Origin of the sequence: Streptomyces sp. NPDC058525, from assembly GCF_042719495.1 — a bacterium.
Lineage (GTDB): Bacteria > Actinomycetota > Actinomycetes > Streptomycetales > Streptomycetaceae > Streptomyces.
The window spans coordinates 34,184-55,594 of sequence record NZ_JBHXNP010000015.1 but is presented as its reverse complement, the minus strand read 5'-3'; the positions used below and the strand labels follow the sequence as shown (position 1 = coordinate 55,594).

Here is a 21,411-nt window from a genome sequence, read left to right as displayed (position 1 = left end):
TAGGGTCGGCGCACGAGCGCACCCTCGGGGGGAGGGAAGGAACCGGAGACGATGCCCGTACCCGTACCGCGGCAGAGGGACACCCCGGCCACGGAGAACGGTCAGGCTGTTCTGACCGCCGCCGCCCCGCCCCTGGCGCAGGCGACGCCACAGGCGACCCCGCAGGCGACCCCGTCGGCAGCCGCACACGCGACCACCCACACGACCCCGCTGACGCTCCTGGTCATCGAGGACGACCCCGCAGGCGGCCTCACCGTCCCCGAGATCCTCGACACCGACGGCCACCGCATCCGGCTCCGCACCGCCCGCAACCTCACCGAGGCCGCACGGCTGCTCACGCCCGACGTCCACTGCATCCTGCTCGACCTGGCCCTGCCGGACCTGGGCCCCCGGACGACGGCCGCCGCCGGCGCCACCGCCGTGGACCAGCTGTCCAACCTCCGCCAGGTGCTCCGCCTCGCCCCCCGCCACGCCGTCCTCGTCCTCACCGCCGAGGAGGACGCCGAACGCGCCGCCGAGGCCGTCCGGGTCGGCGCCCAGGACTTCCTCTTCCGGGACGAGCTCGACGGCCGGCTGCTGAGCCGCGCCATCCGCTACGCGGTGGAGAGAAAACGGGCCGACATCGCCCAGTACAAACTTGCAGAATCGAAACTGCGCGCCCAGGAGAACGCCCGCCTCGAGCGCGGCCTGCTCCCCAACCCGCTCCTGGAGGGCTCCGACCTCCGCTTCGCCGCCCGCTACCGCCCCGGCCGCAGCCGGGCCCTGCTGGGCGGCGACTTCTACGACACCGTCCGCACCCCCGACGGCACCGTCCACGCCATGATCGGCGACGTCTGCGGCCACGGCCCCGACGAAGCGGCCCTCGGCGTCGAGCTCCGCATCGCCTGGCGCGCCCTGACCCTGGCCGGGCTCTGCGGCGACGACCTGCTGGCCACCCTCCAGGAGGTCCTGGAAGTGGAGCGGCCCTGCGAGGAGATCTTCGCGACGCTGTGCACGGTGGACATCTCCCCCGACGGCCGCCGCGCCGGACTGTGCCTGGCCGGCCACCCGGCACCGCTGATCTCCCGGCCGGGCCGCCCCGCGCGACTGCTCCCGTACGAGAACAGCGGTCCGGCGCTCGGACTGCTGCCCAAGGCCCGCTGGCCGCGGCGCCAGGTCGAGCTCGGCGGCACCTGGAGCCTGATGCTCTACACCGACGGGCTGATCGAGGGCCGGATCGGCGCGGGCAAGGAGCGCCTGGGGCAGGACGGCATGGTCGAGATGATCAACCGCCACCTGGACGAGGGGCTCACGGGCGAGAACCTGCTCGAAGCCTCCGTCACCGAGGCCCGCCGCCTCAACGGCGGCGAGCTCACGGACGACGTGGCCGTGGTCCTGCTCTCCCGCGGCGCGTCCTGACGACGGGAGGAAGACGGGAGGAAGAGGGATACGGGACCGGACCACCCCAAGGGGATACGGGACCGAACCGCCCCGGACCGCCCACCCCGGACCGCCCTGCCCCTCCGGTCTACCTGCCGCCGTTGTACGGACCGTACGGCCCGTCGCTGCTGCTGCCGCCGCTGCGCCGCCCGCCGCCCGAGACCTGCTTGAGCGCGGGGCGCACGTCGACGAAGAACACGATGGTGGCGACGAGACCGGCGATCTGCAGGAACAGCATCTGCAGGAAGAAGTCCACGATCACGGTGATGCCCAGGATGACCAGCCAGAACGTCTTGGTCTGCTTGCCGGCCGCCCGGTACGCGTCCTCGCGCGCGAGGACCGCGAACACGAAGGCCACGACGGCGAGCACCAGCATGGCGAGCCCCAGCATGGGGATCACGCCTCGATCGAACCCGTCCATCAACATCGTTTGGACCGCCTTCTCACGCTCTCGCTTCGCACCCTTGACGGAATGCCGCCCGATTCCACGCTACCGGCACGGCCGCCCTCACGAATGACAACGGGCCGGACACCCTCAAGGTGCCCGGCCCGCCGCCGCTCATGCCTGTCGGCTCGCGCCCGGCCTTCGTGCTCAGCTCTCGTCGCCGGCGGCGACGGTGGCCTTCTTGGCCGTGTTCTTGCGCCCGGTGGTCTTCCGCGCCGCGGGCTTGTCCTCCGCGTCGGACGACGCCTCGGCGGCGGCCGGCTCGGCCTCCGGCTCGACGGCCACGGCGATCTCGACGATCTCCTCCGAGACCTCGCCGCGCCAGGCCCGGACGGCCTGCTCGCCGTGCTCGGCGACCTTGTCGTAGGTCTCCTTGGCGCGGACCGCGTACTCCGCGGCCACACCGACGCCGCGCAGCGCCAGGTCCTGGGCGGTCTCCCCGATCTTCTTCGGGTCGATCGCGCCGAACACCTCGGAGACCTTCGCGGAGACCGCCTCCTGCGCCTCCTTGGCCGCCGCCGCGGCCTTCTCCTGCACGACCTTGGGGTCGGTGTTCTTCACGGCCTCGATGCGCGCCGGCGCCTCGGCGCGCAGCTGCTCGATGAGCCCCGGCACCTTCTTGGCCTGCTGCACGGCCAGGTCGGCCGTACCGGCGGCGAAGTAGAGGGGAGTGGGGTCGGTGAGGGTCTTCTTCAGGTCATCGGCGATGGCCATGTGCGGGTCCTCCCGGATCAAGTTCAGTTCGTCTTCGGCGGCATCTCGCCGGCGGGCGCGTCGGTTACGTCGGGTACGTCGGCTGCACCGGGTCCGTCGGCTGCGGCGGACCCCTCGGGCGCGTCGAGCGCGTTCTCCTTGCGGAACGACTCGTAGATCTGGAGCAGCACCTGCTTCTGCCGCTCGTTGATGGACGGGTCGGCGAGGATGACGGCCCGCGTCTCCACCTCGTCCCGGTCCCGCTCATCCAGGATTCCGGCCTGCACGTACAGCGTCTCCGCGGAGATCCGCAGCGCCTTGGCCAGCTGCTGGAGGATGTCCGCGCTCGGCTTGCGCAGCCCGCGCTCGATCTGGCTCAGGTACGGATTCGACACCCCCGCCGCGTCGGCGAGCTGCCGCAGCGAAAGCTGGGCCTGCCGACGCTGCTCACGGAGGTACTCGCCGAGGTTTCCGACGTTGAGCGATGCCATGCCCCGATCCTGCCCGACTCTGCTAACTATTGCAAGCAGGTGCTTGCAACAGCTCCCACCCCTGGCTGTCGGAGCGCCATGCCATGCTGGTGCCGTGACCCTGGAGGACCTGGTACGGCTGCGCCGCGCGCGGGACGTGATGGACCGCGACTACGCGCTGCCGCTGGACGTGCCCGCGCTGGCCGAGGTCGCCCTCATGTCGTCCGGGCACTTCTCGCGGAGCTTCCGCGCCGCCTACGGCGAGACCCCGTACAGCTACCTGATGACCCGCCGCGTCGAGCGGGCGAAGGCGCTGCTGCGGCGCGGCGACATGAGCGTGACCGATGTCTGCTTCGCGGTCGGCTGCACCTCGCTCGGGTCGTTCAGCTCGCGCTTCACCGAGCTGGTCGGCGAGACCCCGAGCGCCTACCGGGCCCGGCGGCACGAGGCGGGCGCCCCGATCCCGGCCTGCGTCGCCAAGGTCCTCACCCGGCCCGTCCGGAACAGGTAGCCGGGAGCCGGGAGCCGAGAGCCCGGAGCAGGCCGACGGGGTGGCAATGCGCGCTTCGGGGGAGCGTGATGCGGCGGCGTCTCGTAGCGTCGGGGCATGGACATCAATCTCTCGCAGTGCTTCATCGCCGTCGACGACCACGACAAGGCCCTCGCCTTCTACCGCGACGCCCTCGGCCTCGAGGTGCGCAACGACGTCGGCTTCGAGGGGATGCGCTGGGTGACCGTCGGCTCCCCGTCGCAGCCCGACGTGGAGATCGTCCTCGAGCCGCCGCTCGCCGACCCCAACGCCGCCCCGGCCGACCGCCAGGTCATGGCGGAACTGCTGGCCAAGGGCATGCTGCGCGGGGTGATCTTCTCCACCGACGACTGCGACGCCACCTTCGAGAAGGTCAAGGCGGCCGGCGGCGAGGTGCTGCAGGAGCCGGTCGACCAGCCGTACGGCGTCCGCGACTGCGCCTTCCGCGACCCCTCCGGCAACATGCTCCGCATCACCCAGCCCCGCACGCGGTAGACCTCACCGCGCGCCGATCACCACCGTCGCGTACAACTCCTCCGAGGTGGCCACCCGGGTCGTCAGACCCGCCGAGGCCAGCGCCGAAGCCGTCACCGGGCACTGCCGGGCACTCGTCTCGATCAGCAGCCTGCCCCCCGGGGCCAGCCAGGCCGGGGCGTCCGCCGCGACCCGGCGGTGGACGTCCAGGCCGTCCGCACCGCCGTCCAGGGAGACCCGGGGCTCGTGGTCCCGGGCCTCGGAGGGCATCAGGCCGATCTCCTCCGTCGGCACGTACGGGGCGTTGACCACCAGCACGTCCACCCGCCCCCGCAGCGACTCCGGGAGCGCGGCGTACAGGTCGCCCTCCCACACGCTGCCGCCGTACGGGGCCACGTTGCGCCGTGCGTAGGCCAGCGCCGCCGGGTCGATGTCGGCCGCGTGCAGCTCCACCCCGCCCGGCACCCGCGCCGCGACCGCCGCGCCCAGGGCCCCGACCCCGCAGCACAGGTCCAGCACCACGGCGCCGGGCCGGGCCGCGGCCACGGCCTGCGCCACCAGGAACTCGCTGCGCCTGCGCGGCACGAAGGCCCCCGCGCCCACCTCCACGCGCAGCCCGCAGAACTCCGCCCAGCCCACCACGTGTTCCAGCGGCTCCCCGCCGACCCGGCGGGCCAGCAGCTCCGCCAGATGGCCGTCGTCGCGCGCGGCGGCGGCCAGCAGGTCCGCCTCCTCCTCGGCGAAGACGCAGCCGGCCGCACGCAGTTGTTCCACCAGGGTCGTCAAACGCCTCAGTCCTCGGTTCTCTTGCACACGCACCCACACACAAACACACGAACACTCAAACGCCCGAACACCCGGACACCCGGACACCCGGACACCCGGACGCCCTAGAACACGTCCGGGCACCACGGCCGGCGTGCCGTGCGGAACACCGCGTCGGCTAGCGCCAGCGTGCCGGGCCGCAGTTCGGCCACCCGACCCAGGGCGCCCAGCCGCACCGCGGACTCGTCGCCGAGGTACAGCGAACCCAGCGCGGACACGTCCAGCCGCAGGTCCGCCGCCTCCTCGGTGCGCTCGCACGTGCCGCTCCCCGCGTCCAGCCGGTAGCGGCCGTCCGCGAGCCCCGCCGCGTCCGTGACCTCGAGCACGAGGACCCCGGGCACGGCGTACGTCCGCGCGCCCAGCGCCCGTACGACGTCCAGCAGCCGCACCCACAGGAAGTCCGCCGAGGTCAGCGGCCGGGCGGACCGCGGGTCGGGCAGGAGCTGCGCGACCAGGTCGTCGGGGGCCCGGCCGCCGGTGCGGACCTTCAGCACCCAGTCGATGGAGCACAGGAAGTGCCATAGCGCCCGCTCCGCTTCCGGCGTGACCGCGATCAGGTCCTTGACCTGCACGGTGTTCAGCGGAACCTTCGCGTCGGTCCAGTGGTCGTCGGCGGTGTAGACGGCCAGCCCGGCCACCTCGCCCGCCGCCGTCCGGTACACGGCGTGGAACTTCTCCTTGTACGGACGGTACGACATCTCCTCCAGGCCGGTCGCCAGCCGCCACCAGCGCTCGTCCCGGTTCACCGCCCCGGGCACGGCCGCGCGCAGCCGCTCGTGCAGGTCCGGCCCCACCTCCCGGACCTCGGCCGCGTCCACCAGGTCGATCCTCCCGCCGTCCGCGGGCCCCGACCAGCGCGGGTCCAGCCCGGTGCGCGGTACGTCGATCTCCCATTCCGCGATCGAGGCGGCGGGCCCATACCCGTACCGGCCATAGATCGGGTACTCGGCGGCGATCAGCGTGGACAGCACGTCGCCGCGCGCGCGGGCGGCGGCGAGCTCGGCGGACATCATCCGGGTCAGCAGGCCCTGGCGGCGGTGCGTGGGCAGCACCGCGACGTTCGAGACCGCGCTGGACGGGACGTCGGCCCCGCCCGGGACGGTCAGCCGCTGGTCGAAGGAGCGGAAGGTGGCCACGCAGCGGCCGGTAGCGGCGTCGAAGGCCCCCAGGAGCCGGGCGAGGTCGCTGTACTTGGCCCGCTGGGCGACGTCCGACTCCGTCACCCGCGCCGGGGTCAGGAAGCCGGTGTTCAGGGTCCGCAGCCACTCGGCGAGTTCGGACGCGGCGATCGGCCGCACATCAGCACTCATGACAGGCCACGCTAGTGGCCCCGTCGGCCCGCGTCGCCCGGATTTCCGGCGGCCCCGCGCGGGGTGCCCCGGGGCGCCTCGGCACCTCAGGCCAGCAGGTCGTCCACCTGCGCCTCGCCCTCCCGGTACCGGCGGGTGATCTCCGCACTGCAGTCGTCCACCGTCCGCTGGAGCTGCTGCCTGCGCCGCGAGACCTGCTGTTCGTAGCGCACCAGCTTGCCCATCCCGTCGTACAGCTCGCCGTCCGTGCGCGCGGCCAGGTCCGACAGCTCGACGTCGGCCAGCATCTCCGCCGCCAGCAGCCGGTACTCCTCGCTGTGCGGGGTGCCGAGCGTGACGTGCCGGGCCGAGGCGCTGCGGCTGGACGGCGCGTCGGCGAGGATCTCGGACAGCCGGTCCACCACCGGCGCCTCCGGGTCCGTACGCCGCGCCAGCTCGGCCCGCAGGATGTCGATGCGGCCCTGGAGCAGGCGGCGCACGTAGCTCAGGTCGGCCTCGTCGCGCTGGGCGTCGCGGCGCAGCGTCCGCAGCTCCGGCAGCCCGAGGGCGCTGGTCGGCGCGCCGCCCGTGGCCGGGGCCGGGGCCGGGCTGTCGGCGGTGCGCTGCGCGGGCGGTCGTACCGAGGCGGCGACGGCAGGCACGGACGACGTGGCCCCGGGTGATGCAGGTACGGAGGTACCAGAAGTATTCATACGAACGGATCCGTCCCCTCGGCCGGTGCGGCGCACCCGCACCGCCTGCGTGCATGGTGCCACTCTCCGTGGCCCCGACGCAGTGCTACTCCACCCGATCGGCCCCGGACGGGTGCAACCCTGGTACACAGGTGGTATGCGAGCTGTGGTGCAGAGGGTGGACGGCGCGAGCGTCGTCGTGGGCGGCGAGACCGTGGGCGAGATCGTCGGCGAGGGACTGTGCGTGCTGGTGGGGGTGACCCACGACGACACGCCGGAGAAGGCGGCGCTGCTCGCCCGCAAGCTGTGGTCGGTGCGGATCCTGGAGGCGGAGAAGTCCTGCAGCGACGTGGACGCGCCACTGCTGGTGATCTCCCAGTTCACGCTGTACGGAGACGCCCGCAAGGGCCGCCGGCCCACCTGGAACGCGGCCGCGCCCGGACCGGTGGCCGAGCCGCTGGTCGACGAGGTCGTGGCGCAGCTGCGGGCGCTGGGCGCGACGGTGGCGACGGGCCGGTTCGGCGCGGACATGCGGGTCTCGCTGACCAACCACGGCCCGTTCACCATCGTCATCGACGTCTAGCGCGTACGCCGGCACCGGGCCCGGCGCCGGGCCCGGTCAGGGTGCTACGACGACCTCCTGCGCGGCGGCCGTGTCCCCGGCCAGCAGCGGCGCGTCCACCGGAACGTTCCGCTTGACCAGCGCGAGGGCGATCGGGCCCAGCTCGTGGTGGCGTACGGCGGTGGTCACGAAGCCCAGCTGCCGGCCCTCGGCGCCGTCGGCGGCGAGCCGGACGGGGGCTCCGTGCGGCGGGAGCAGCACGTCGGAGCCGTCCAGGTGCAGGAAGACCAGGCGGCGCGGCGGCTTCCCCAGGTTGTGGACGCGGGCCACGGTCTCCTGGCCGCGGTAGCAGCCCTTCTGGAGGTGGACGGCGGTGCCGATCCAGCCGAGCTCGTGCGGGATGGTGCGGTGGTCGGTCTCCAGACCGAGCCGCGGCCGGTGCGCCTCGACGCGCAGGGCCTCGTAGGCCAGGAGCCCGGCGGCGGGGCCGTGGCCGGCCGCGAAGGCCTCCAGGCCCTCGCGCGGCAGGAAGACGTCACGGCCGTACGCGGTCTCCCGTACGGCGTGCTCCTTGGCGACCTCGGCGATGGAGCCGGCCGGCAGGTGCACCACCGCGAACTCCTCGGTGCGGTCGGCGACTTCGACGCGGTAGAAGAACTTCATCGACTCCAGGTAGGCGATCAGCTCGCCCTGGGTGCCGGGCTCCACGTGCGCCCAGGTGGTCTCGCCGTCGTCGACGAGGTAGAGCGCGTGCTCGATGTGGCCGTTCGCGGAGAGGATCAGCGCCTCGGTGGCCTGCCCGGCCGGCAGCTCGGTGAGGTGCTGGGTGAGCAGCAGGTGCAGCCAGCTCAGCCGCTCGGGCCCGGTGACGGTGACGACTCCGCGGTGCGAGAGGTCGACGAAGCCGCGGCCGTCCGCGAGGGCGCGCTGTTCGCGGTACAGCTCGCCGTAGTGGGCGGCGACGCCCTCGTCGCGGCCTTCGGCCTGCACGGCGCCGGGGAGATGGAGCAAGGGGCTGCTGGTCATGGGACCAAGCGTACGACTCGGCTACGCGTGCCCGGCACGGTGTTTCGCGGCGCAGTTCCGGCACAGCCCGAAGATCGCGAAGTGCTTCATGTCGGTCTCGAAACCGAAGGTCGCGCGGAGCTTGGCGGTGAACTCGGAGGCGATGTCGACATCCGCCTCGATGACCTCGCTGCAGTCGCGGCAGACCAGGTGGATGTGGTGGTGCCGGTCGGCGAGGTGGTAGGTGGGCGCGCCGTGGCCGAGGTGGGCGTGCGAGACGAGCTTCAGCTCCTCCAGCAGCTCCAGCGTGCGGTAGACGGTGGAGATGTTGACGCCGGAGGCGGTCTTGCGCACTTCGGCGAGGATCGCGTCCGGGCTCGCGTGCTCCAGGGTGTCGACCGCTTCGAGGACGAGCTGGCGCTGCGGTGTCAGCCGGTATCCGCGCCGCCGCAGGTCGGTCTTCCAGTCGACGCCTTCGGCGCGCCCGGTGCTGTCGGCCCTCTCGGTGCTCACCACTCGGCCAGTGTAAGCGCGGGAAGGGGACCGCAGGGCTTCCCCGCGGTCCCCTTCCCGTCAGCCGTGGCTCAGCGGAAGAAGGCGATGCCGTCGTCCGGCATGTCCGGGAGGTTGCGCGCCATCTCGGCGACCTCCTCGGGGGTGACGACCTTCTTCAGCTGGGCCGACATGTACGGGCGCAGCTCCACCTCGGGCGTGGCCTTCTCGCCGACCCACATCAGGTCGCTCTTCACGTAGCCGTAGAGCCGCTTGCCGCCGCTGTACGGGCCGGAGGCCGCGGTGCGCGCGACGGCGTCGGTGACCAGGTCGATCTGCGGCTTCTGGTCGGCGAGGTCGCCGTACCAGACCTCGACGACACCCTGGTCGCGGACCATGACGACCTCGACCTTGCGGTCCTTGTCGATGCGCCAGTAACCCGACTCGGACTCCAGCGGCCGCACCTTCTTGCCCTCGGCGTCGAGGACCCAGGTGTGGGAGGTGTACTCCAGGAAGTCCCGGCCGTCGTGGCTGAAGACGACCTCCTGGCCGAAGTTGCACTTGTCCTCACCCGGGAAGTCGAAGACTCCCGCGCCCTCCCAGTTGCCGAGGAGGAAGGCGAGGGGGACGAGTCCCGGGTTCAGGTCGGACGGGATCTGGATCATGGATGGCTGCTCAGGCGATCTGTGGGAGGGGTTCCGGGGCGGTCGGCTGGGCGGACGCTCAGCGCTGACCCTGGTACAGCTTCTTGACGGCCAGGACGGTGAAGGCGAGGACGCCGACGCAGACCAGGACCAGCAGGGAGGTGAAGACTGCCTCAAGCACGGGGTGCTCCTCGGAGGATTCGTTTGGGGGTCCCCCCGGACGGAGTCCGAGGAGGGTACGGCCGGTCCCCAAGCCTACTGGCCCGGGGACCGGCGCACTCTGCGAGGTCGGCCGGACGGACCTCAGCTCAGGAGCTGGCTCTGGAGGATCACCGTCTGGTGGAACGGGATGGTGGCCGCTCCTCCCTTGCGGGACTGGATGATCACGCCTTGAACGTCACCCACCTGGAGGCAGCCGAGGCGGACCTGCTCGTCGCCGAACGGCTTGGCCTCCTCGTAGATGCTGATGTCGCTGGTGCTGAGGGTCCCGGAGGAGCCGAAGCCGTCGCTGCCGATGTTGCTGTACTGCTCCGTCTTGGCCTTGCTCCACGACAGGTCGACCATGAGCGCGTCGGCGCCGGTCAGCCTGGTACCGGTGCCGCAGCCCGGGAAGGTGTCCACGAAGCCGGAGGAGTGGAAGCGCAGCAGGTAGACACGGGCGCGGGTGCCGTCGGGCATGGTCCAGGACCGGCCGGTGATCTGGCGCAGCCCCTCGAACTCGAAGGACTCCTTGAGCTTCGCCCGGTCCTCGGGGGCGTACTCCTCCAGGAAGGAGTCCGGCGCCACCTTTCCGTCCTTGTCCGCCTTGACGGTGTCGTCCGGCTTGGCTCCCCCGGGCACGGGCAGCAGCAGGCTCGTCAGGGCCGCGTAGTGCTTGCCGTCCTTGTTGTCGGGGCCGCCGGGCAGCGAGGCGCCGGCCGGCAGCTCGGGCTTGGCCAGCTCCGGGTAGGTCCAGCGGCCGTCGGACAGCGTGGACAGCCCGGGGATCCTGGTCCGCTCCGGCTGGACGACCCCGTACGCGGTGCCCGCGCCGACGGCGGCGAAGACGAGGACTGCGGCGGTCCACCGCAGCACGGCGAAGAGCTTCCGACGGTCCTTCGGCACGACCGGCACCGGCTCGGCGGCCGGCTCGAGCACCGGCTCGGGGGCCGAGGCGGGGTCCGGCTCGGCGGCCGGCTCGGCCACCGGCCCAGGGGCCGCCTCGGTGGTCGGCCCGGCGGTCGGCCCGGCGGTCGGTTCGGCGGTCGGCCCGGCGGTCGGTTCGGCCGCGAGGTCCGGTCCGGCGGCGGGGGCGGCGGCGTCGGTGGTGTTCTGCTCGGTCACGCGGACTCCCCGGGGGACTTCAGGTGGTTCAGCTGCTGCTTGAACAGGTCGACGGCGTCTTTCGCGGAGAGCCCGGCTCCGTACGACCGGAAGCTCACCAGCACGTCGCCCTCGACGGCCACGCATTCGAGGGAGTCGAGCTTCTCGGGCTTCGCCCCGTTCGGCCGTTCCTCGACCACGTCGGTCAGGACGCACTTGGCCTGCGGGAATCCATCGACCTTCGGCGCTTCCCGCTTGTTGTCACCCAGGGCCGCGAGGACGTCGAACAGCTTCTTGCTGATGTCCGAGAGCGAGCCGAGTGCCTGCGGATCCGCCTGCATGAGCTCGATCTCGGTGACCGGCTCGGAGTGCTTGGTGTAGCTCCGCCCCGCCACGCCCTTGATCTTCATGTCGGCCAGAGCCTTGTCCCGTTCGGCACGCTCACTGCTGGACAGCCCGGTACGGGAATCCTTCATGGCCTGGATCGCACGTTCGCCCGAGACGTAGAAGTCGTTGCCCTCTTCGTCGAGGTCGGGCCCGAGCCTGAAGCCCGGGGGGAGCGGCAGGAGCTTGCCGGTCAGCCCGTTGGCGGGCACAGCCAGTTCCGGGGTCTCCGAGGCCACCGGCCGGGGCCCCGCCGGCACCCAGTAGCGCGTCGGGGAGGTCCGGTCGGCCTGGTCGATCCGGCCGGACGCCCAGAAGCCGCCGCCCACGAGGACGGCCAGGCCGAGCCCGCCGGCCACCAGGGCCGCCGTCCTGCGGCGACGCGGGGGACGTGCCGAGACCGGCGCGTCCTGCTCCGCCGCCGGCCGGGTCACTGCTTCGCTCTGCTGCTCGGTCACAGCCGCTCCAACTGTCGCTTGGCCAGATCGGTGATCTCGCGCTCGGAGACCTCACCTCGCGTGTTCGTGATCTCGACGTCCATCACGATGTCCCCGCGGCGGATGATGGCCCGTGCCACGCGCACAGGGTGGTAGCCCGGCTTCGACTTCACGTTGGAGACCCAGGCTCGGCCGTGCTCGTCGGGAACACCGGGCAGGGCGAAGCCGTCGTTGCCCGCGTGCCGCTCGTCGCTCTGATAGCCCGACTGTCCTTGCTGGTGGCGCTCCGCGTCGGACCGGTCGTGGAACTGGAGCAGCCGGACCTCGACGTAATCGTCCTCCCCCTGCTGCCAGCCCGCGGTGGCGATGCGCCGCACGCCGCCCGCGAGGGACAAGAAGCCCAGGGTGGGGCGCTCGTAGTAGTCCGCCGCGAACTCGTCGGGCGACTCGTAGCCGGAGTAGCCGTTCTTCGCGCCGCCCGGAGCCTCCACGAGCTTCTTGGCCAGGTCCTCGTCCGCCTTGTCCCACCGGTTGGCGTTGATGGACCGGTGGCTGGTCGCGTCGTTCGGTGCGACGGGCTTCGGCATGGCCACCCTCTGCTGCGCCAGCGGCGGCAGCGGGGTCGGGGCCCGGTGGTACTGGACCGCGTAGCCGGTGATCGTCCCGGCGAGCACGCCGAGGACGGCCGCGCCCGCGATCAGGAGCGTCGTACGGCCCCGGCCCCGGCGGCGGCGCGGGGCAAGGGCCGGCGCGGGTTCGGCAGCGGGGTCGGGAGCCGCGAGCTCCCCCTCTTTCCGCTGCTCGGGGATGGTGTGTTCGTGTTCCAAGGAAGTCCCCCCACAGGCCTGGATGCGCGGATTCGGATATCCGCGCGTACCCATGACCCGCCCTGGCGAGAACTGGTTGTACGAACCCTTATTACATTTTTATCTCACGGCGTTTCAATCCTCGTGACGCCGCTTTCCATCCAGCTCGTCCCACCACTCGTCGGACTTCGGATCCCCCGAGGGGTCGTCCCACCAGCGGTCTTCCGGCCCGCGCCGGTTCGCGATCACCGCGGCGACCGGCGGGATGACCATGGCGACCACGCACATCGCCACCGCGGCCTCCACCGACCACAGGCGCACGAAGGCCCAGGCGGAGACGAACAGGACCAGGCATCCGCCCATGAGCAGGAAGTAGACGCGTCGGCGCCGGGCGTACATGTCTCCAGGGTAGGAGCAGACGGCACGAAGGGCCGCACCCCGTTCCAGTGGCGTCCAACCCCTGGGGTGCGGCCCTTCGGCCGATCGATCAGGCGATCACAAGTGCGGTACTCAGACCGCGATCGCCACGTCCGTCACGCCGCCGGCCTCGGCGACGACGACCTTGCGGTCCGCCGTGCCGCCCGGGACGAGCGCGCGCAGCGTCCAGGAGCCCTCGGCCGCGTAGAAGCGGAACTGGCCGGTCGCCGAGGTCGGGACCTCGGCGGTGAACTCGCCGGTCGAGTCCAGCAGGCGGACGTAGCCGGACACCGGCTCGCCGCCCTTCGTGATCTGACCCTGGATCGCGGTCTCACCGGGCTTGAGCGTCGCGAGGTCGGGCCCGCCGATCTGTGCTCCACACATGGTCTCTGTCCTGTCCTAGAGAGTGGTTCTGACTACTACGGGCCTACGAGGCCCTGCATGCCCGGCAGGGTTACTTGTTGGCGCCGAGCTCGATCGGCACGCCGACGAGGGAGCCGTACTCGGTCCACGAGCCGTCGTAGTTCTTGACGTTCTTCTGGCCCAGGATCTGGTGGAGCACGAGCCACGTGAGCGCGGAGCGCTCACCGATGCGGCAGTAGGCGATGGTGTCCGTCGACAGGTCGACGCCCTCGGCCTCGTAGAGGGCCTTGAGCTCCTCGTCCGACTTGAAGGTGCCGTCGTCGTTGGCGTTCTTCGACCACGGGATGTTGCGGGCGCTCGGCACGTGGCCGGGGCGCTGCGACTGCTCCTGCGGAAGGTGCGCCGGGGCGAGCAGCTTGCCGGAGAACTCGTCGGGCGACCGGACGTCGACCAGGTTCAGGGAGCCGATCGCGGCCACGACGTCGTCGCGGAAGGCGCGGATCGAGGTGTCCTGGGCCTTGGCCTTGTACTCGGTGGCCGGGCGGTTCGGGACGTCCTTGCCGTCGACCAGGTCGCGGGAGTCGAGCTCCCACTTCTTGCGACCGCCGTCGAGGAGCTTGACGTCCTGGTGGCCGTAGAGCTTGAAGTACCAGAAGGCGTAGGACGCGAACCAGTTGTTGTTGCCGCCGTAGAGGACGACGGTGTCGTCGTTGGAGATGCCCTTGGCGGAGAGGAGCTTCTCAAAGCCCTCCTGGTCCACGAAGTCACGGCGGACCGGGTCCTGGAGGTCGGTCTTCCAGTCGATCCGGACGGCGTTGGTGATGTGGTTCTTGTCGTACGCGGACGTGTCCTCGTCCACCTCGACGATGACGACATTGGCGTCGTTCAGGTGGGCCTCGACCCAGTCGGCGTCTACGAGGACGTCGCTGCGGCTCATGGTGATCTCCTCCGGGGCAGTGTGCGGCGGGGCTGTGCGGGGTGCTGGCGATGCGGGCGGTGCTGCGCACCTGCCGGCTGCGGATGGTGGTGCTGCCGGCTGGTGCGGGCGTGCGTACGTCCGGGTGCACTCGCGGATCCGGTCCGGCACGAAGGGGCGCCAGGGGATCAGGAGGCAGGTGCGGTCACGCGGGAAGGGCCGTCGTCCGGCGCTGGTGGAGCGATGCGCTCACACGTCACATGGATCGACAGAGCATGGCGGCGACGCGACACAGGTCTACTGCCCGCCGCTTCGTGAGGTCCGCCTGCTGATGCTTCATAGCCATGGATCGTAGGGACGAAACGGCCGCTCTGTCACCGGCGTGTCATATTCCGAGACAGGATCGTCCGAATACTGGGATCGAAACGGGGTGAGCGGCCGCCGCGCCGCCCACCGGGCCCCTCGTACGGCCCGTCCTTCTGCGGATCGGACCGCACCGTCTCACGATCCGGCCAGCACCACGTCCTTGCCGCCCAGCGTGAGGTGCACACCGGCCTCGTCCGAGGTCAGGGCCGACAGGTGCAGGCCGGCGGGCAGCCCGCCGTCGAGGTCGCGCTCGAAGTCGGTCTTCTTGCGGACCAGCTTCTCGACCCCGGGGATCCCCTCGCCCGGCACCTCGTCGGCGCGCACCCGGACGATCTTCCCGCCCTTGCCGTCCTTCGCGTCCTCCAGGGTGATGGTCGACACCACGCTGCGCGTCAGCGACTTGCCGAGGACGTCCACCGCCGCCGACACCCGCACCTTGTTCGGGGCCCCGCCGTACGACAGGGTCGCGCCGGTCTGCGAGGCGGCGGTCAGGTCCGCGTACGTGATGAGGCCGGTGCCCTCGGCCCGCTCGGCGGTGCCGCCGCTGTAGTCCCCGTTCAGCTTCACACCGCGGAAGGTGGCGTCGAGCTCGCTGAGCCGCGTCTTGCGGCCCTCCGCGGCCAGCTCGACACCCCGGAGCCGCAGGTCGACCCGGTCCAGGTCGTGGCTCAGCGCCTGGGTCAGGAACGGGAACCCGTCGATCTCCACCTCCGAGGTGCCGGCCAGCCCCTGCCGGGCCTGGATCCGGTCGGCCAGCCGGTTCTCGGCGTAGCTCACCGCCCACCGGTCGGCCCCCACGAACAGGGCTCCCAGAACCACCCCGATGATCACAATGGCGCGCAGGAAACGCACGTGCCCTCCCCCTACTTGTCGGTACGTGCGTTCTAGTTGACCATGCGCCCGTCAAGCGGGGCTCAGCCCACCACCCGGCCGATCAGGTAGACGGCGGGGGCCGCGGCCGCCAGCGGCAGCGCGACACCGGCCGTCATGTGGACGAACTTCGACGGGTAGTCGTACGCCGCCACCCGCAGCCCGATCAGCGCGCACACCCCGGCGACGAGCCCGAGCAGCGCACCGCCGCCCACCCCGGCTCCGGCCAGCGGCCCGACGGCGATGCCCGAACCGGCGGCCGCGGCCAGCGAGACGCCGACGGAGGGCGCGGTCGGCAGCGGCAGGGCGCGGGCGAAGACGGCCACCGCGACGGCGGCCGCCCCGACGGTGACGGCCGCGGTGTCCGCGGCCAGGTAGCCGGCGCAGACGATGGCCAGGGCGGCCGAGGCCACCGAGGCCATCAGGCCGTACATCCGCTCGTCGGGGTCGGCGTGGCTGCGCAGCTGGAGGACCAGGGTCAGCACCACCCAGGCTCCGAGCGTGCCGATGATCGCGCCCGGTCCGTACGCCTCGTCCACCGCGAGCACCGCCGCGTCGGCGACGAGCGCTCCGGCGAAGGCCAGCGCGATGCCCTGGCGGGCGGGCCACATGCCGTTGAGGCGGAACCAGCCGGCCGCGGTGAGCCCCTGGAGCAGGATCAGCGGCAGGAGCAGGGCGTAGTGGCCGACGGCCGCCGCCGCGGCGATCAGCACTCCGAGGACGGCGGTCAGTATCGCGGGCTGCGGACCCGGGTCGATGATCGGCGACCGGCCCTCGGCACGGGCCTGCGCCGGGTCGACGGCGCGCAGGGTGTTGCCGCCGAGGGTGGGCGGGGAGTACTCCGGCTCCTCACCGGCGGCCTCCGACGGGCCGGGCGCCGCGGGCCGGACGGGCTGCACGGGCTGTACGGGCTCGGCAGCCACCGGCGGCAGGTACGCCGTCTGCTCGGCCGCGGGCTCCGCAGCCACCGGCGGCAGGTACGCCGTCTGCTCGGCCGCGGGCTCGGCGGCCACGGGCGGCAGGTAGGCGGTCTGCTCGGCCGCGGGCTCGGCAGCGGCCACGGGCGGCAGGTACGCCGTCTGCTCGGCCGCGGGCTCCGCAGCCACCGGCGGCAGGTACGCCGTCTGCTCGGCCGCGGGCTCCGCGGCCTGCGGCGGGAGGTACGCGGGGGTCTCGGCCCAGCCCCCGGCGGGCGCCGGGGCCGGGGCCTCGTCGCGGAACCAGCCCTCGGGGGCGGCCGGCTGCTGCACGGATCCACCGGCGCCGTGGCCGGAGCCCGGGCCGGGGTACGGCGGCAGGTACGCGGTCTGCTCGGCGGCCGGGGCCGGCTGCGACCAGTCCTGGGCCGGAGCGGGCGCCGGAGCCGGGACCTCGTCACGGAACCAGCCCTCGGGAGCGGGCGCGGCGGGCGCCGCGGGCGGCGGATAGCCGCCCTGCCCGGCGGCCGGCGCCTCGTCGCGGAACCAGCCCTCGGGCGCGACGGGCTGCCCGGGCACCCCGCCCAGCGGCGGATGCACCGGCTGATACCCGGTGTCCCAGGTGTCGGACTGCCAGGTCTGGGTCCCGTACGGGTCCTGGTACTGCTGCTGCGGCCGGTCCTGCGACTGCTGCTGGTTCTGCTGCTGCAGTTCGTACTGCTGCTGCTCGTACCGCTGCCGCTCGTACTGCTGCTGTTCGTACCGCTGCTGTTCCTCGGGCGTGCTCATCGGCTCCCGCTCACCCGCCCGCGAACGGCGGGAGCACCTCGACGGTGCCCCCCTCGGTCAGCAGGACGGCATCGTGCGGGCGCTTGCCCACGGGCTCGTCGTTCACCAGGAAGGAGCAGCGCAGCAGGACCCGGGTCAGTTCCCCGGGGTGGCGTTCCCGCACGGCGTCGAGCGCCTCGGCCAGGGTGCGCGCCGAGTACGGCTCCTCCGCAGTCTTGGCCGCGGCCTTGGCCGCCGCCCAGTAGCGGATGGTTCCGGTTGCCACTGCAGCTCCTATCGTCGGCTCTCTACCGTCGGCCTCCATGATGACGCCTCCGCGCCTCCGCATCGGTGTGCCTCCGCGCGCCCCGGGTGCGCCCCGGGGGCCGCCCGTACCGCCCGGCGGGCCGCCGATCCGGTGAAACCGGGGCATAATCCCGGCCGCCCCGGGGACACGCCCCCAGGTCAGGGGCGTGGCGGGAACCACAGAAGTGGACCCGGCGGAGACCTCGGCCGGGCGAGGGCCGTGAGCTATTCTGCTGGCGAGAGGATCCGGGCAATGTTGCCCCCGGGTCCTTTTGTGCTTTCAGCACGTTGAACGAACCGAGAACAGTGGTCTCCATCCGGGCCTCAGGGCGCGGGGCCCGCATGGAGACCGGCAGAGTCACCCGCGTCACCGTACGAAGCAGTACCGCGCACGTCCTCGACGGGACCGAGGAGGAACCGACGTGATGGACCAGCGATCCGTGCAGAACCGCCCGACCCGGGCAGGTGGTCAGGCATGAGCTCTCTTCTGCTGCTGACCAACGCCCTGCAGCCGTCCGCCGAGGTGCTGCCCGCCCTCGGCCTGCTGCTGCACAACGTCAGGGTGGCCCCCGCCGAGGGCCCGGCGCTCGTGGACACCCCGGGCGCCGACGTCATCCTCGTGGACGGCCGCCGCGACCTGCCGCAGGTGCGCTCCCTGTGCCAGCTGCTCCGCTCCACCGGTCCGGGCTGTCCGCTGATCCTGGTCGTGACCGAGGGCGGCCTCGCCGCCGTCACCGCCGACTGGGGCATCGACGACGTGCTCCTGGACACCGCCGGTCCCGCCGAGGTCGAGGCACGGCTGCGGCTGGCCACCGGCCGCCAGCAGCTGGGCTCGGACGACTCCCCGATGGAGATCCGCAACGGCGACCTGTCCGTGGACGAGGCGACCTACTCGGCGAAGCTGAAGGGCCGGGTCCTGGACCTCACCTTCAAGGAGTTCGAGCTGCTCAAGTACCTCGCGCAGCACCCGGGCCGGGTCTTCACGCGGGCGCAGCTGCTGCAGGAGGTCTGGGGCTACGACTACTTCGGCGGCACCCGGACGGTCGACGTCCACGTACGGCGGCTGCGCGCGAAGCTCGGCCCCGAGCACGAGTCGCTGATCGGTACCGTCCGCAACGTCGGCTACCGCTTCGTCACGCCGGAGAAGGTCGAGCGGGCGGCGGCCGAGGCCGCGGCCCAGGCGGCGGCGAAGGTGGCCGCCCAGGCGGCCGCGCAGACCACCGCACAGGCCGGGGCACAGACCACCACCGCGTAAGACCTGGCACGGGCACGGGCGCGCGCGGGCCACCGCGGAGGTCCGCGCGCGCCCGCGCACAGGTCCGTGCACAAGCCCGCGCACGGCCCCGCGCGCGCATCACCCGGTCGGCCGAAGATCCTGTGAGCATCCACTCCGCAGGAGGCCCTGCCCAGCGGGAGGTCACCCCGCGTAGACTTCCGCGCGTGGCCAAGGTGACGCGGGATGACGTGGCGCGACTTGCGGGTACCTCTACCGCCGTCGTGAGCTACGTCATCAACAACGGACCCCGGCCGGTTGCCCCGGCCACGCGCGAGCGTGTACTCGCCGCGATCAAGGACCTGGGCTACCGCCCGGACCGGGTCGCCCAGGCGATGGCGTCGCGGCGCACCGACCTCATAGGCATGATCGTCCCCGACGCCCGTCAGCCGTTCTTCGCGGAGATGGCGCACGCGGTCGAGCAGGCCGCCGCCGAGCGCGGGAAGATGGTGCTCGTCGGCAATTCCGACTACCGCACCGAGCGCGAGGTCCATTACCTGCGGGCCTTCCTCGGCATGCGGGTCTCCGGCCTCATCCTGGTCAGCCAGGGCATGAGCGAGCAGGCCGCCAGCGAGATCGAGGCCTGGGACGCCCGGGTCGTGCTGCTGCACGAGCGGCCCGAGGCGATCGACGACGTCGCCGTCATCACGGACGACATCGGCGGCGCCCAGATGGCGACCCGGCACCTGCTGGAGCACGGCCACGCGTACGTCGCCTGCATCGGCGGGGTCGAGAACACCCCGTCGGTCGGCGACCCGGTGGCCGACCACGTCGAGGGCTGGCGCCGGGCCATGCTGGAATCCGGCCGTTCGGTCGAGGGCCGGCTCTTCGAGGCCCCGTACAACCGGTACGACGCCTACCGGGTGGCCCTCGAGGTCCTGTCCGGACCGGACCGTCCGCCGGCGATCTTCTGCGCCACGGACGACCAGGCCATCGGCGTGCTCCGGGCGGCCCGCGAGCTGCGGATCGACGTACCGGGCGAGCTCGCCGTCGCGGGTTTCGACGACGTGAAGGAGGCGGCCCTCACGGACCCGCCGCTGACCACGATCGCCTCGGACCGGCCGGCGATGGCCCGTGCGGCGGTGGACCTCGTCCTCGACGACGCCGTGCGCGTGGCGGGAAGCCGCCGCGAACGCCTGAAGCAGTTCCCGTCGGCCTTGGTGATCCGCCGCTCCTGCGGCTGCCGCTAGGGCCTGTCCGGCGGATCAGGGTCGGATGGGTCGCGGCGTCTGGTGCGGTGCATCGCAAGGCGCCGGAGCGTCCTGATAGCGGAGCTATTGGGGCGTTTCGGCAACGCGGCGAGGTGCCGCACCAGACGCCGCGACCCCGGCCATGATCCGCCGGACAGGCCCTAGCCTCCGGCGGTCAGCGGTGGGACCGGCCCGGGCCCGTCCGCCCCGGGCCCGTCCGCCGGGGGCTCCGTCCCGGACAGCCTGAGGCAGCCCGCACCTTCGGGCCGCGGTAGAACCCGGCAGCGGAGCCCGCAGACCCAACGCGGCCTTATAACGGGCATACGCGGTTCTGTCGGGCTTCTCAGGCCAGACTCAGGAAGCTCTCATCATCCGCGGACAGAGTCATAGCCATGAACGAGAGCTTCCGCCGCGAAGGCGAGTACCCGCAAGAGCACCGCCCGACCCCGGCCGGGGCGGCCTACCCGCCGCCGCCCTCGTACCCGCCCGCCGCACCCGGCTGGCACGAAGCGCACGAACCCCTGGTCATCCGGGGCGAGACCGTCCCCGCGGCCCCCGACACCGCTCCCCCGGCCCGCCACCGCGCCAAGAAGCCCGTCGCCCTCATCGCCGCCGTGGCCCTCGCCGCGGCCGTGGTCGGCGGCGGCACCGCGGCCGCCGTCCAGCAGCTGATGGGCGGTTCGGGCGGCACCGGGGGCGGCGGTGTCAACGGCACCAACGTCTCCCAGTCCTACACCGGCACCGTCTCCGGCGTCGCGGAGCAGAACAGCCCCTCCGTGGTCCGCATCGACACCCGCACCGGCTCCGGCCAGGGCACCGGCTCCGGCATCGTCATCACCGCCGACGGCGAGATCGTCACCAACAACCACGTCATCAGCGGCGCCTCCGAGATCCAGGTGACGATGAGCGACGGCAAGAAGTACACCGCCAAGGTCGTCGGCACCGACCCCGAAAAGGACCTCGCCCTGATCAAGCTGCAGGGCGCCAGCGGCCTCAAGCCCGCCAAGCTCGGCGACTCCGACAGCCTCAAGGTCGGCGACCAGGTCGTCGCCATCGGCTCCCCCGACCGCCTCACCGGCACCGTCACCAGCGGCATCGTCTCCGCCCTCGAACGCGAGGTGAACGTCGCCAAGCCGGAGCAGCAGTCCCCGCAGCGGCAGGGCGACGGCTGGCCCTTCTCGTACGGCGGCCAGCAGTTCAACGGGAAGACCGGCTCGGACACGGCCTCGTACAAGGCCATCCAGACGGACGCCTCCCTCAACCCCGGCAACTCGGGCGGCGCCCTGTTCAACATGAACGGCGAGATCGTGGGCATGCCCTCGGCGATCTACTCCCCCAACAGCGGCGGCGACGCCGGCAGCGTGGGCCTCGGCTTCGCCATCCCGGTCAACACCATCAAGGCCGACCTCGACTCCCTGCGCAAGGGCGGCCCCGGCGGCACGGGCTCCGGCGGCGACAGCGGCAACAGCGGCAACAGCGGCGGCGGCAACAACGCCCTCAACGGCTTCGGCACCTCGTACTAGCGCTGCGGGCACCGCACCGGCCCGCCGTGCGAGG

26 protein-coding genes are annotated in these 21,411 nt (G+C 72.4%); 7 read left to right on the top strand and 19 right to left on the bottom strand.

The window, feature by feature from the left end; translation table 11 throughout:
• Window positions 1-51 precede the first annotated feature (51 nt).
• On the top strand, window positions 52-1,398 hold the full coding sequence (locus tag ACFWP3_RS10615) for a PP2C family protein-serine/threonine phosphatase (RefSeq protein WP_384218548.1): 1,347 nt from the start codon (window positions 52-54) through the stop codon (window positions 1,396-1,398).
• Between the two features lie 109 nt (window positions 1,399-1,507).
• Here ACFWP3_RS10615 and ACFWP3_RS10610 read toward each other — a convergent pair whose 3' ends face one another.
• The 3 genes from ACFWP3_RS10610 to ACFWP3_RS10600 all read right to left on the bottom strand — a co-directional run bounded on the left by ACFWP3_RS10610 (window position 1,508) and on the right by ACFWP3_RS10600 (window position 3,048).
• Window positions 1,508-1,846: a DUF2516 family protein gene (locus ACFWP3_RS10610; RefSeq protein ID WP_384218545.1), complete on the bottom strand. Its 339-nt coding sequence runs from the start codon at window positions 1,844-1,846 to the stop codon at window positions 1,508-1,510.
• Window positions 1,847-2,011: 165 nt separating this feature from the next.
• Complete coding sequence (locus ACFWP3_RS10605) at window positions 2,012-2,578, bottom strand: hypothetical protein (RefSeq protein WP_384218543.1); 567 nt, start codon at window positions 2,576-2,578, stop codon at window positions 2,012-2,014.
• 23 nt (window positions 2,579-2,601) lie between these two features.
• Window positions 2,602-3,048 carry a helix-turn-helix domain-containing protein gene (locus tag ACFWP3_RS10600; protein WP_384218541.1) on the bottom strand — a complete coding sequence of 149 codons (447 nt, stop codon included), beginning with the start codon at window positions 3,046-3,048 and terminating at the stop codon, window positions 2,602-2,604.
• A 94-nt stretch (window positions 3,049-3,142) separates the two neighbouring features.
• On the opposite strand from ACFWP3_RS10600, the gene ACFWP3_RS10595 reads away from it, so the two are divergent.
• Both ACFWP3_RS10595 and ACFWP3_RS10590 read left to right on the top strand, forming a co-directional pair.
• Window positions 3,143-3,538 (top strand): helix-turn-helix transcriptional regulator, encoded by a 396-nt coding sequence (locus ACFWP3_RS10595; protein WP_384218538.1) that lies wholly within the window; start codon window positions 3,143-3,145, stop codon window positions 3,536-3,538.
• Between the two features lie 96 nt (window positions 3,539-3,634).
• Window positions 3,635-4,051, top strand: a complete 417-nt coding sequence (locus ACFWP3_RS10590; protein ID WP_384218536.1) for a VOC family protein — start codon at window positions 3,635-3,637, stop codon at window positions 4,049-4,051.
• A gap of 3 nt (window positions 4,052-4,054) precedes the next feature.
• Here the strand turns inward: ACFWP3_RS10590 and ACFWP3_RS10585 are convergent, their stop codons facing one another.
• From ACFWP3_RS10585 to ACFWP3_RS10575, 3 genes are all read right to left on the bottom strand, one after another.
• The gene (locus ACFWP3_RS10585) at window positions 4,055-4,816 is read right to left on the bottom strand and encodes a putative protein N(5)-glutamine methyltransferase (RefSeq protein ID WP_384218533.1); all 762 of its coding nucleotides are present in this window, start codon (window positions 4,814-4,816) and stop codon (window positions 4,055-4,057) included.
• 104 nt (window positions 4,817-4,920) lie between these two features.
• The gene (locus ACFWP3_RS10580; protein WP_384218531.1) at window positions 4,921-6,165 is read right to left on the bottom strand and encodes a GNAT family N-acetyltransferase; all 1,245 of its coding nucleotides are present in this window, start codon (window positions 6,163-6,165) and stop codon (window positions 4,921-4,923) included.
• 86 nt (window positions 6,166-6,251) lie between these two features.
• On the bottom strand, window positions 6,252-6,857 hold the full coding sequence (locus ACFWP3_RS10575; protein WP_384218528.1) for an AmfC protein: 606 nt from the start codon (window positions 6,855-6,857) through the stop codon (window positions 6,252-6,254).
• A gap of 136 nt (window positions 6,858-6,993) precedes the next feature.
• Between ACFWP3_RS10575 and dtd the strand changes: the two genes are divergently transcribed.
• A complete protein-coding gene (dtd, locus tag ACFWP3_RS10570) occupies window positions 6,994-7,419 on the top strand; it encodes a D-aminoacyl-tRNA deacylase (protein ID WP_384218526.1) in 426 nt (141 codons plus the stop codon).
• A 36-nt stretch (window positions 7,420-7,455) separates the two neighbouring features.
• Here the strand turns inward: dtd and ACFWP3_RS10565 are convergent, their stop codons facing one another.
• From ACFWP3_RS10565 to ACFWP3_RS10505, 13 genes are all read right to left on the bottom strand, one after another.
• Window positions 7,456-8,424 carry a YgfZ/GcvT domain-containing protein gene (locus ACFWP3_RS10565; protein ID WP_384218523.1) on the bottom strand — a complete coding sequence of 323 codons (969 nt, stop codon included), beginning with the start codon at window positions 8,422-8,424 and terminating at the stop codon, window positions 7,456-7,458.
• A 21-nt stretch (window positions 8,425-8,445) separates the two neighbouring features.
• Window positions 8,446-8,916, bottom strand: a complete 471-nt coding sequence (locus ACFWP3_RS10560) for a Fur family transcriptional regulator (RefSeq protein ID WP_384218521.1) — start codon at window positions 8,914-8,916, stop codon at window positions 8,446-8,448.
• 71 nt (window positions 8,917-8,987) lie between these two features.
• Complete coding sequence (locus tag ACFWP3_RS10555) at window positions 8,988-9,560, bottom strand: FABP family protein (RefSeq protein ID WP_384218519.1); 573 nt, start codon at window positions 9,558-9,560, stop codon at window positions 8,988-8,990.
• Between the two features lie 282 nt (window positions 9,561-9,842).
• Complete coding sequence (locus tag ACFWP3_RS10550; protein WP_384218517.1) at window positions 9,843-10,862, bottom strand: hypothetical protein; 1,020 nt, start codon at window positions 10,860-10,862, stop codon at window positions 9,843-9,845.
• Window positions 10,859-11,683, bottom strand: coding sequence for a hypothetical protein (locus tag ACFWP3_RS10545; RefSeq protein ID WP_384218514.1), 825 nt, complete (start codon window positions 11,681-11,683; stop codon window positions 10,859-10,861). The genes ACFWP3_RS10550 and ACFWP3_RS10545 overlap by 4 nt, the downstream gene beginning before the upstream one ends.
• On the bottom strand, window positions 11,680-12,489 hold the full coding sequence (locus tag ACFWP3_RS10540; RefSeq protein WP_384218513.1) for a hypothetical protein: 810 nt from the start codon (window positions 12,487-12,489) through the stop codon (window positions 11,680-11,682). The genes ACFWP3_RS10545 and ACFWP3_RS10540 overlap by 4 nt, the downstream gene beginning before the upstream one ends.
• Before the next feature lie 114 nt (window positions 12,490-12,603).
• Window positions 12,604-12,867: a DUF3099 domain-containing protein gene (locus ACFWP3_RS10535; protein ID WP_384218511.1), complete on the bottom strand. Its 264-nt coding sequence runs from the start codon at window positions 12,865-12,867 to the stop codon at window positions 12,604-12,606.
• A gap of 111 nt (window positions 12,868-12,978) precedes the next feature.
• Entirely contained in the window at window positions 12,979-13,269 is a 291-nt protein-coding gene (locus ACFWP3_RS10530) for a DUF1416 domain-containing protein (protein ID WP_361759364.1), read from the bottom strand.
• 70 nt (window positions 13,270-13,339) lie between these two features.
• Window positions 13,340-14,185, bottom strand: coding sequence for a sulfurtransferase (locus tag ACFWP3_RS10525; protein ID WP_384218508.1), 846 nt, complete (start codon window positions 14,183-14,185; stop codon window positions 13,340-13,342).
• A 235-nt stretch (window positions 14,186-14,420) separates the two neighbouring features.
• Window positions 14,421-14,504, bottom strand: a complete 84-nt coding sequence (locus tag ACFWP3_RS10520) for a putative leader peptide (RefSeq protein WP_350206375.1) — start codon at window positions 14,502-14,504, stop codon at window positions 14,421-14,423.
• A gap of 161 nt (window positions 14,505-14,665) precedes the next feature.
• The gene (locus ACFWP3_RS10515; protein WP_384218506.1) at window positions 14,666-15,382 is read right to left on the bottom strand and encodes a DUF2993 domain-containing protein; all 717 of its coding nucleotides are present in this window, start codon (window positions 15,380-15,382) and stop codon (window positions 14,666-14,668) included.
• Between the two features lie 62 nt (window positions 15,383-15,444).
• A complete protein-coding gene (locus tag ACFWP3_RS10510) occupies window positions 15,445-17,106 on the bottom strand; it encodes a hypothetical protein (RefSeq protein ID WP_384218503.1) in 1,662 nt (553 codons plus the stop codon).
• A gap of 10 nt (window positions 17,107-17,116) precedes the next feature.
• On the bottom strand, window positions 17,117-17,371 hold the full coding sequence (locus ACFWP3_RS10505; protein ID WP_030718384.1) for a MoaD/ThiS family protein: 255 nt from the start codon (window positions 17,369-17,371) through the stop codon (window positions 17,117-17,119).
• Between the two features lie 495 nt (window positions 17,372-17,866).
• Between ACFWP3_RS10505 and ACFWP3_RS10500 the strand changes: the two genes are divergently transcribed.
• The 3 genes from ACFWP3_RS10500 (at window position 17,867) to ACFWP3_RS10490 (ending at window position 21,377) form a co-directional block, all read left to right on the top strand.
• Window positions 17,867-18,646: a response regulator transcription factor gene (locus tag ACFWP3_RS10500; RefSeq protein WP_384218501.1), complete on the top strand. Its 780-nt coding sequence runs from the start codon at window positions 17,867-17,869 to the stop codon at window positions 18,644-18,646.
• 185 nt (window positions 18,647-18,831) lie between these two features.
• Window positions 18,832-19,854, top strand: coding sequence for a LacI family DNA-binding transcriptional regulator (locus ACFWP3_RS10495; RefSeq protein ID WP_384218498.1), 1,023 nt, complete (start codon window positions 18,832-18,834; stop codon window positions 19,852-19,854).
• A gap of 392 nt (window positions 19,855-20,246) precedes the next feature.
• Window positions 20,247-21,377 carry a S1C family serine protease gene (locus ACFWP3_RS10490; protein ID WP_384218496.1) on the top strand — a complete coding sequence of 377 codons (1,131 nt, stop codon included), beginning with the start codon at window positions 20,247-20,249 and terminating at the stop codon, window positions 21,375-21,377.
• Window positions 21,378-21,411 lie beyond the last annotated feature (34 nt).